Source organism: Streptomyces sp. NPDC048462 (genome assembly GCF_043200175.1).
Lineage (GTDB): Bacteria > Actinomycetota > Actinomycetes > Streptomycetales > Streptomycetaceae > Streptomyces.
Genome location: NZ_JBICXG010000048.1, coordinates 17,023 through 24,629 on the forward strand (window position 1 = coordinate 17,023; position 7,607 = coordinate 24,629).

9 protein-coding genes are annotated in these 7,607 nt (G+C 69.8%); 5 read left to right on the top strand and 4 right to left on the bottom strand.

The genetic code is table 11. The features are described 5' to 3' along the window. Nucleotides 1-212: 212 nt before the first annotated feature. Nucleotides 213-992 carry a hypothetical protein gene (locus ACGFU6_RS38200; protein WP_393617163.1) on the bottom strand — a complete coding sequence of 260 codons (780 nt, stop codon included), beginning with the start codon at nucleotides 990-992 and terminating at the stop codon, nucleotides 213-215. A gap of 199 nt (nucleotides 993-1,191) precedes the next feature. Here ACGFU6_RS38200 and ACGFU6_RS38205 point away from each other — a divergent pair, with 199 nt between their 5' ends. From ACGFU6_RS38205 to ACGFU6_RS38220, 4 genes are all read left to right on the top strand, one after another. Further along, nucleotides 1,192-1,989: an ABC transporter ATP-binding protein gene (locus ACGFU6_RS38205; RefSeq protein ID WP_073739907.1), complete on the top strand. Its 798-nt coding sequence runs from the start codon at nucleotides 1,192-1,194 to the stop codon at nucleotides 1,987-1,989. A gap of 114 nt (nucleotides 1,990-2,103) precedes the next feature. After that, nucleotides 2,104-2,535 carry an NfeD family protein gene (locus tag ACGFU6_RS38210; protein ID WP_393617164.1) on the top strand — a complete coding sequence of 144 codons (432 nt, stop codon included), beginning with the start codon at nucleotides 2,104-2,106 and terminating at the stop codon, nucleotides 2,533-2,535. Between the two features lie 156 nt (nucleotides 2,536-2,691). Beyond that, the gene (locus ACGFU6_RS38215) at nucleotides 2,692-3,630 is read left to right on the top strand and encodes an SPFH domain-containing protein (RefSeq protein ID WP_393617165.1); all 939 of its coding nucleotides are present in this window, start codon (nucleotides 2,692-2,694) and stop codon (nucleotides 3,628-3,630) included. A gap of 62 nt (nucleotides 3,631-3,692) precedes the next feature. Further along, nucleotides 3,693-4,460 carry a sulfite exporter TauE/SafE family protein gene (locus ACGFU6_RS38220; protein WP_393617166.1) on the top strand — a complete coding sequence of 256 codons (768 nt, stop codon included), beginning with the start codon at nucleotides 3,693-3,695 and terminating at the stop codon, nucleotides 4,458-4,460. A gap of 61 nt (nucleotides 4,461-4,521) precedes the next feature. Here the strand turns inward: ACGFU6_RS38220 and ACGFU6_RS38225 are convergent, their stop codons facing one another. The 3 genes from ACGFU6_RS38225 to ACGFU6_RS38235 all read right to left on the bottom strand — a co-directional run bounded on the left by ACGFU6_RS38225 (nucleotide 4,522) and on the right by ACGFU6_RS38235 (nucleotide 6,548). Beyond that, on the bottom strand, nucleotides 4,522-5,028 hold the full coding sequence (locus ACGFU6_RS38225; protein ID WP_024490345.1) for an HNH endonuclease: 507 nt from the start codon (nucleotides 5,026-5,028) through the stop codon (nucleotides 4,522-4,524). 155 nt (nucleotides 5,029-5,183) lie between these two features. Next, complete coding sequence (locus ACGFU6_RS38230) at nucleotides 5,184-5,714, bottom strand: YbhB/YbcL family Raf kinase inhibitor-like protein (RefSeq protein WP_393617167.1); 531 nt, start codon at nucleotides 5,712-5,714, stop codon at nucleotides 5,184-5,186. 51 nt (nucleotides 5,715-5,765) lie between these two features. Continuing rightward, nucleotides 5,766-6,548, bottom strand: a complete 783-nt coding sequence (locus ACGFU6_RS38235; RefSeq protein ID WP_393617168.1) for a sporulation protein — start codon at nucleotides 6,546-6,548, stop codon at nucleotides 5,766-5,768. 73 nt (nucleotides 6,549-6,621) lie between these two features. On the opposite strand from ACGFU6_RS38235, the gene ACGFU6_RS38240 reads away from it, so the two are divergent. Next, nucleotides 6,622-7,263, top strand: a complete 642-nt coding sequence (locus ACGFU6_RS38240; protein ID WP_393617169.1) for a DNA-3-methyladenine glycosylase — start codon at nucleotides 6,622-6,624, stop codon at nucleotides 7,261-7,263. Nucleotides 7,264-7,607 lie beyond the last annotated feature (344 nt).

Consider the following 7,607-nt stretch of genomic DNA (forward strand, 5'->3'; position numbering starts at 1 on the left):
CCGCCCGCCCCCCCCCCCGCCCCCCCCGGCCCCCCCCCCCGCCCCCCCCCCCCCCCCCCCCCCCCCCCCCGGGGGGGCGCCCCCCCCCCCCCCCCCCCCCGCCACGGCAGGACCCATCGCAGCACCTGAGGGACGACGCGATGCGGAACGCACGCCGGGCCGCGCACTGGCCGGGCCCCGTACACGCAGGCCCCCCGAGTGCCGGCCGTCCCCTACCGCGCCCGCTCCTCCACATACGCGTTGTACGCCGCCACCTGCGCCCGCCGGGCCACCCGCTCCACCGGCCGCAGCGCCTCCCCCCGCGCGGCCATCTCCGACGCGCTCACCGCTCCGCCGTGCCCGTGCTCGTACGCCAGCGAGACCAGCAGCCCCACCCGCTGCGCCAGCTCCAGCACCCGTACCGCCCGCGGCGGATACCCCGGGGCCAGCACCTCGCGCCCCCGCTCCGCCCGCGCCCGGTACGCGTCCAGCGCCGCTTCGGCCACCGGCCCCGACCCCGCCACGTCGAGCCGCGACAGCGCCGCCGTCGCGTCCCGCAACGCCTCCGCGAGCTCCCGCTCCGCCTCGCCCAGCGACGGCACATCGGCGGGCGGCGCCTCCCGCACCGCCAGGCAGTGCCACGCCACCGCGACGTGGAGATCCCCGGCCGGGCCCGACTCACGCACCTCGGGCACCAGCCCGTAGGGCGCCCCGTAGGTCACCACCGCCTCCTCGGCCTCCAGCGCCCTCGCGTTGAACTCCGGCGGACCGCTGAGCCCCAGCGGATGCCCGGGAACCGGCAGTGCGACCCGGAAACCGGTCACACCGAACCCCCGCAGCCGCCCCAGGGCGAGCGTGAGACCGACCGGCCCCGCCTCGCCCGGCAGCCCCTCGACGCGGTGCACCGCGTCCTCCCCGACGATGGCGACGGCGGCGTCGTCCGGTGAGACGAGTCCGGCCAGCAGCGCGTTGCCCCAAGCGGCCAGCAGCCCTGAGCGTGGTTCCGAAAGCATGCCGACAGCCTAGGGAACGGACCCGGCCCCTGTCTCACCCGTCCCGGACCCGGGCCCGGGACGGGCGGGGGACCCTACGACAACCGTGCGACGACGGGCCCAGCGCCCGAAGCTCTCGTGCGGTGGCGTAGGTTTTCCCTGGGAGCTGTGCCCACAGGCACGCGACGATCACGAAACTGCATGGGGAGACAACGCGCTCATGAGCGATGTACTGGAGCTGGTGGACGTATCCGTGGTCCGCGACGGACGCGCTCTGGTGGAAGACGTCTCCTGGTCGGTCAAGGAGGGGGAGCGCTGGGTCATCCTCGGCCCCAACGGCGCCGGCAAGACCACCCTCCTCAACGTCGCCTCCAGCTACCTCTTCCCGAGCAAGGGCAGCGCCACGGTCCTCGGCGAGCGGCTCGGCGGCGTCGGCACCGACGTCTTCGACCTCCGCCCCCGCATCGGGATCGCGGGCGTCGCCATGGCGGAGAAGCTGCCCAAGCGCCAGACGGTCCTGCAGACGGTGCTCACCGCCGCCTACGGCATGACCGCCACCTGGAACGAGAACTACGACAAGGTCGACGAGGACCGCGCCCGCGCCTTCCTCGACCGGCTAGGCATGACCGACTACCTGGACCGGAAGTTCGGCACCCTGTCCGAGGGTGAACGCAAGCGCACCCTGATCGCCCGCGCGATGATGACCGACCCCGAGCTGCTGCTCCTCGACGAGCCCGCCGCCGGTCTCGACCTCGGTGGCCGCGAGGACCTGGTCCGCCGCCTCGGCCGGCTGGCCCGCGACCCGTACGCCCCCTCCATGATCATGGTCACCCACCACGTCGAGGAGATCGCCCCCGGCTTCACCCACGTCCTGATGATCCGGCAGGGCAAGGTGCTCGCCGCAGGACCCATGGAGACCGAGCTCAGCTCCCGCAACCTCTCCCTCTGCTTCGGCCTGCCGCTCGTCGTCGAGCACCAGGGCGACCGCTACACCGCCCGCGGACTGCCGCTCGGCTGAGGGGCGTTCGCCGGGCCGGCCCAGAGCCCTCCCGGCCCCTGACGGGCCGTTGTGCACGTGCCCGCCCCGCCTGCGCCCTGTCGGCGGAGGTGCTCGCGGTCATACGATGACCGGGTGGACATCATCGACGCATGGGTGTGGTGGCTGATCGGCGCGGTGGGACTGGGCATCCCGCTCGTCCTGACCGCGATGCCCGAGTTCGGCATGTTCGCCGTCGGGGCGGTCGCCGCGGCGGTCGTCGCGGCTCTCGGCGGCGGAATCGTGGCCCAGGTACTGGTCTTCGTGATCGTCTCGGTGGCACTGATCGCGGTGGTCCGGCCGATCGCCAACCGGCACCGCTCTGACCGGCCCCATCACGCCACCGGCATCGACGCCCTGAAGGGCCGTCAGGCCGTCGTCCTGGAACGGGTCACCGGCGAAGGCGGCCGGATCAAGCTGGCCGGGGAGATCTGGTCGGCGCGCGCCCTGGACGCGGAACTGAGCTACGAACCCGGCCAACAGGTCGATGTCGTCGAAATCGACGGAGCCACCGCCGTCGTCATGTGACCGAACAGCCCACACGGCAGCGCCCGTTCTGTCAGACTCGATGTCGATCATCATGAGAACCGGAGCGGCAGGACAACCGACCTGACTCCGGCCCCTCACACGATCTCGACCTCGATCATCGCGATCCGTCGGCAACCGAAGGGCACGAGGAAAACGATGCAACCGATCATCATCGTCCTGATCATTCTGGTGGTGCTCGTCTTCATCGCTCTGATCAAGACGATCCAGGTCATCCCACAGGCCAGCGCCGCCATCGTGGAGCGTTTCGGCCGGTACACCCGCACCCTCAACGCAGGCCTGAACATCGTCGTCCCGTTCATCGACTCGATCCGCAACCGGATCGACCTCCGTGAACAGGTCGTGCCCTTCCCGCCGCAGCCGGTGATCACCCAGGACAACCTGGTCGTCAACATCGACACGGTCATCTACTACCAGGTGACCGACGCACGGGCCGCGACGTACGAAGTGGCCAGCTACATCCAGGCCATCGAGCAGCTCACCGTCACCACGCTCCGCAACATCATCGGCGGCATGGACCTGGAACGGACGCTGACCTCCCGCGAGGAGATCAACGCCGCCCTGCGCGGAGTCCTCGACGAGGCCACCGGCAAGTGGGGTATCAGGGTCAACCGTGTGGAGCTGAAGGCGATCGAGCCGCCCACCTCCATCCAGGACTCGATGGAGAAGCAGATGCGCGCCGACCGTGACAAGCGCGCCGCGATCCTCCAGGCCGAGGGAACGCGCCAGTCCGCGATCCTCACCGCCGAGGGCGAGAAGCAGTCCGCGATCCTGCGCGCCGAGGGTGAGGCCAAGGCCGCCGCCCTGCGCGCGGAGGGCGAGGCCCAGGCGATCCGTACGGTCTTCGAGTCCATCCACGCCGGCGACCCGGACCAGAAGCTCCTCTCGTACCAGTACCTCCAGATGCTGCCGAAGATCGCCGAGGGCGACGCCAACAAGCTCTGGATCGTCCCCAGCGAGATCGGCGACGCACTCAAGGGCCTCAGCGGCGCCTTCGGCAACCTCGGAACCGGCATGCCCGGCTTCAACACCGGCGACTCGGGCAAGGAGCGCCGCGAGCAGCCCCCCGTCGACTGACGTGTACACCCCCTCGGGCATGATCAGTGCACCAAGCACCGATCAGCCACGGGGGATTCGGGATGACCATCTGGGAGATGCTCGCCGTCTTCGCCGCGGGCATCAGCGCGGGCACGATCAACACGATCGTCGGTTCGGGAACGCTGATCACCTTCCCGGTACTGCTCGCCACCGGCCTGCCCCCGGTCACCGCCACGGTCTCCAACGCACTCGGCCTGATCCCCGGCTCCATCAGCGGCGCGATCGGCTACCGCAAGGAGCTCGAAGGGCAGCGCCCACGTGTGCTGAAGCTCGCCGTGGGCGCGCTCATCGGCGGACTGACCGGCGCCACACTGCTGCTGGCGCTGCCGTCCACCGCCTTCGAGACCATCGTGCCGATCCTGGTCGCCGGGGCCCTCGTCCTGGTCATCCTGCAACCGCGCATCAGCAAAGCCGTCCAGCGCCGCCGCGAACAGACCGGTGTCCCGGCCCGCCCCGACGGCGGCCCGCTGCTCTTCGTCGGCCTGATGCTCGCCAGCGTGTACGGCGGCTACTTCACCGCCGCGCAGGGGATCATCTACCTCTCCCTGATGGGCATGCTGCTCGACGACACGATGCAGCGCCTCAACGCCGTGAAGAACGTCCTGGCCGCCGTCGTCAACAGCATCGCCGCACTCTTCTTCCTCTTCGTCGCGGAGTTCGACTGGACGGCCGTCGTGCTGATCGCGGTCGGCTCGGCCCTCGGCGGCCAGATCGGCGCCAAGGTCGGCCGCCGGCTCAGCCCCGCCATCCTGCGCGCCCTCATCGTCACGGTCGGAACGGTCGCCATCGTCCAACTGCTGCTCCGCTGACGAGTGGCAGCCCGCCTCCGCAGGGAGACGGGCTACGGCTAGCGCACCGGGCGTAGGCCTACTACGCCGCCGACTGCGCCAGCCACTCCGGCAGCGCCGACCGGTCGCCGGCCCCGAGCGCCAGCAGCATCGCATCCGCCGGCGACGGCACGAACGGCTGCCGCAACAGCGGCATCCCCGCCTGCTCCGGCGTACGGGCCGCCTTGCGGTGGTTGTCCTCGGCGCAGGACGCCACCGTGTTCAGCCAGGTGTCCTGACCCCCCTGGGCACGCGGCACCACGTGGTCGACGGTGCTCGCCCGCCGCCCGCAGTACGCGCACCGGTGCTGGTCCCGTATGAGCACACCCCTTCTGGACCACGGGGCGTGTCTTCGGAACGGCACCCTCACGTACCGGCAGAGCCTGATCACCCTCGGCACCGGAATGTCCACGGCGGCACCGCGCATGCGGAGGCCGGGATGCGACTGCTCGACGACGGCCTTGTCCTGCAGAATCAGCACCACCGCACGATTCAGCGTCACCGTCGACAGAGGCTCGAAGCTCGCATTCAGTACCAGCGTGTCCCGCATCCCGCCCACCTCCCGTGTGCCGCCCACCGCCTGGCAGGCCCGGATCAACTCTGGCCGGGCAGGCCGCAATGGACAACGCAATAAAAAGTGCCCTGCCCTGATCTCTCCAGGACCAGGGCAGGGCAAACAGGGGGGAACTATCGACTTTGCGGGCTTCAGGCCGGCTCGGCGTACTCACCGACCAGCTGGGCGCGGCCCAGCGTGTGGAAACGCAGATTGAAACCGACCACGGCGGGCGACGCGTCGCTGTCCGGACCGAGCTTCTCGCTGTCCACCGCGTACACGGTGAACACGTACCGGTGGTTCTCGCCGGGCGGCGGTGCGGCGCCGCCGAAGTCCTTCGACCCGTAGTCGTTGCGGACGTGCACGGCGCCAGGGGGCAGGCCCTCGAACGCGCCGCCGCCCGCACCCGCCGGCAGCTCCGTGACCGACGCCGGGATGTCGAAGAGCACCCAGTGCCAGAACCCGCTGCCGGTAGGGGCGTCCGGGTCGAAGCACGTCACGGCGAAGCTCTTCGTACCCGCCGGGAACCCGTCCCACCGCAGCTGCGGCGAGGTGTTCCCGGCCGCCTGCACCTGTGCGTCCGCAAGCACGGCCCCCGGTGCGAGGTCCTCGCTCACCACGGTGAACGAGGGGACCTCGGGATGGAAGTCGTGCGGCAACGGCGCCCTCTTCGGCTCGGTCACGTCAGCACCTCTCCTGTTGTGGTTCCGGTATCGGGGGTCTCCCCACCGACCCTAGAGCCAGTTGCGCTGACCGCCGACCTGGGCGAGCCACTGATTCAGGTAGGCCGCCCAGTCGGTCCCCTGGTAGTCGTTCAGACCCACCTTGAAGGCACGGTAGGAGTCGCTGCCCTCACTGAAGAGACCCGGCTTCTTGTCCATCTCCAGCACGACGTCCATCTCGCGGTCGTCCGCGACGAACGTCAGCTCGACCTGGTTCAGCCCCCGGTACTGCGACGGCGGGAAGAACTCGATCTCCTGGTAGAAGGGCAGCCGCTGACGCGTCCCGCGAATGTGACCGCGCTCCATATCGGCGCTGCGGAAGCCGAAGCCCAGCTGCCCGAAGGCGTCCAGGATCGCCTGCTGCGCCGGCAGCGGGTGGACGTTGATCGGGTCCAGGTCCCCGGAGTCCAGCGCCCGTGCGATCTCCAGCTCCGTGGTCACCCCGATGTTCATGCCGTGCAGGTGCTGACCCGCGAACATCGTGATCGGCGTCTCCCAGGGGATCTCCAGCCCGAACGGCACGACGTGCACCGCACCCGCCCGCACCTCGAAGGCCCCGCCGAGCCGCAGCTTGGTGAACTCGATGTCCTGCTTGGTCTCCTGCTCCTGGCCCTCGACCTCGACCCTGGCCTGCAGCCCGACGGAGAGCCCCTCGATCTGCTGGTCCACCGATCCGCCCTGGACCCGCACCTCGCCCTGGACGACCCCACCCGGTACGACGTTGAGCTCGGTCAGCTCCGTCTCCACCGAGGCACCGCCGGCACCCATGCTCGCGAGCAGCCGCTTGAAGCCCATGTTTTCTCCTCCTAGGTCCTGACCCCTACATACGCGCCATGACCGTAGTCGGTTCCCGGTAGCCTCGGACTCCATGATCGAGGGCCAGGAACGTACGCCGCTGACGCGGGATTTCTTCGACCGCCCCGTACTGGACGTGGCACCGGACCTTCTGGGCCGGACGCTGGTACGCAGCACGCCGGAGGGTCCCATCGAGCTGCGTCTCACCGAGGTGGAGGCGTACGCGGGGGAGGTCGACCCCGGTTCGCACGCCTTCCGCGGCCGGACCGCGCGCAACGGCGTGATGTACGGGCCGCCCGGCCACGCGTACGTCTACTTCACCTACGGCATGTGGCACTGCCTCAACCTGGTGTGCGGCCCCGAGGGCCTGGCGAGCGGTGTGCTGCTGAGAGCGGGCGACATCATCACCGGCGCCGACCTCACCCGTAAACGTCGACTCTCGGCCCGCAATGACCGAGAACTGGCCAAAGGGCCGGCCCGGCTCGCGACGGCCCTCGACATCGACCGCGGGCTCGACGGCACCGACGCCATCGCCCGCCCGGGTGCCGTCCTCTCCGTACTGCACGGCACCCCAGCACCACGCGACCAGGTACGCAACGGTCCGCGCACCGGAGTGGGCGGAGACGGTGCAACCCACCCGTGGCGGTTCTGGGTCGACGGCGACCCCACGGTGAGCCCCTACCGGGCACACACACCACGCCGCAGGTCAACTTGACTCGCCCATGCGGGGCACCTAATGTAGTCCGAGCCGCTTGACACGGGTACAGCCAACGGTCTGGTCCTTCGGACCTGATGCCGGGCAACTCGAAGTGGCCAACCACTACCTACGACTCACCCCAGCGGGTGCGTATTTCGGCATGCCGAAATACGTTCCATTGACTCGATTATGAGTCACCGGGGGAATCGGCTAAAGTAGTGAACACGCCGAAAGGGAAAGCGCGAAAGCGAATTCCTCGAAAGCAATCCCGCTTCGACCGGGAATCGGACACGAAAGAGTCTGATAGAGTCGGAAACGCAAGACCGAAGGGAAGCGCCCGGAGGAAAGTCGCAGAAAATGTT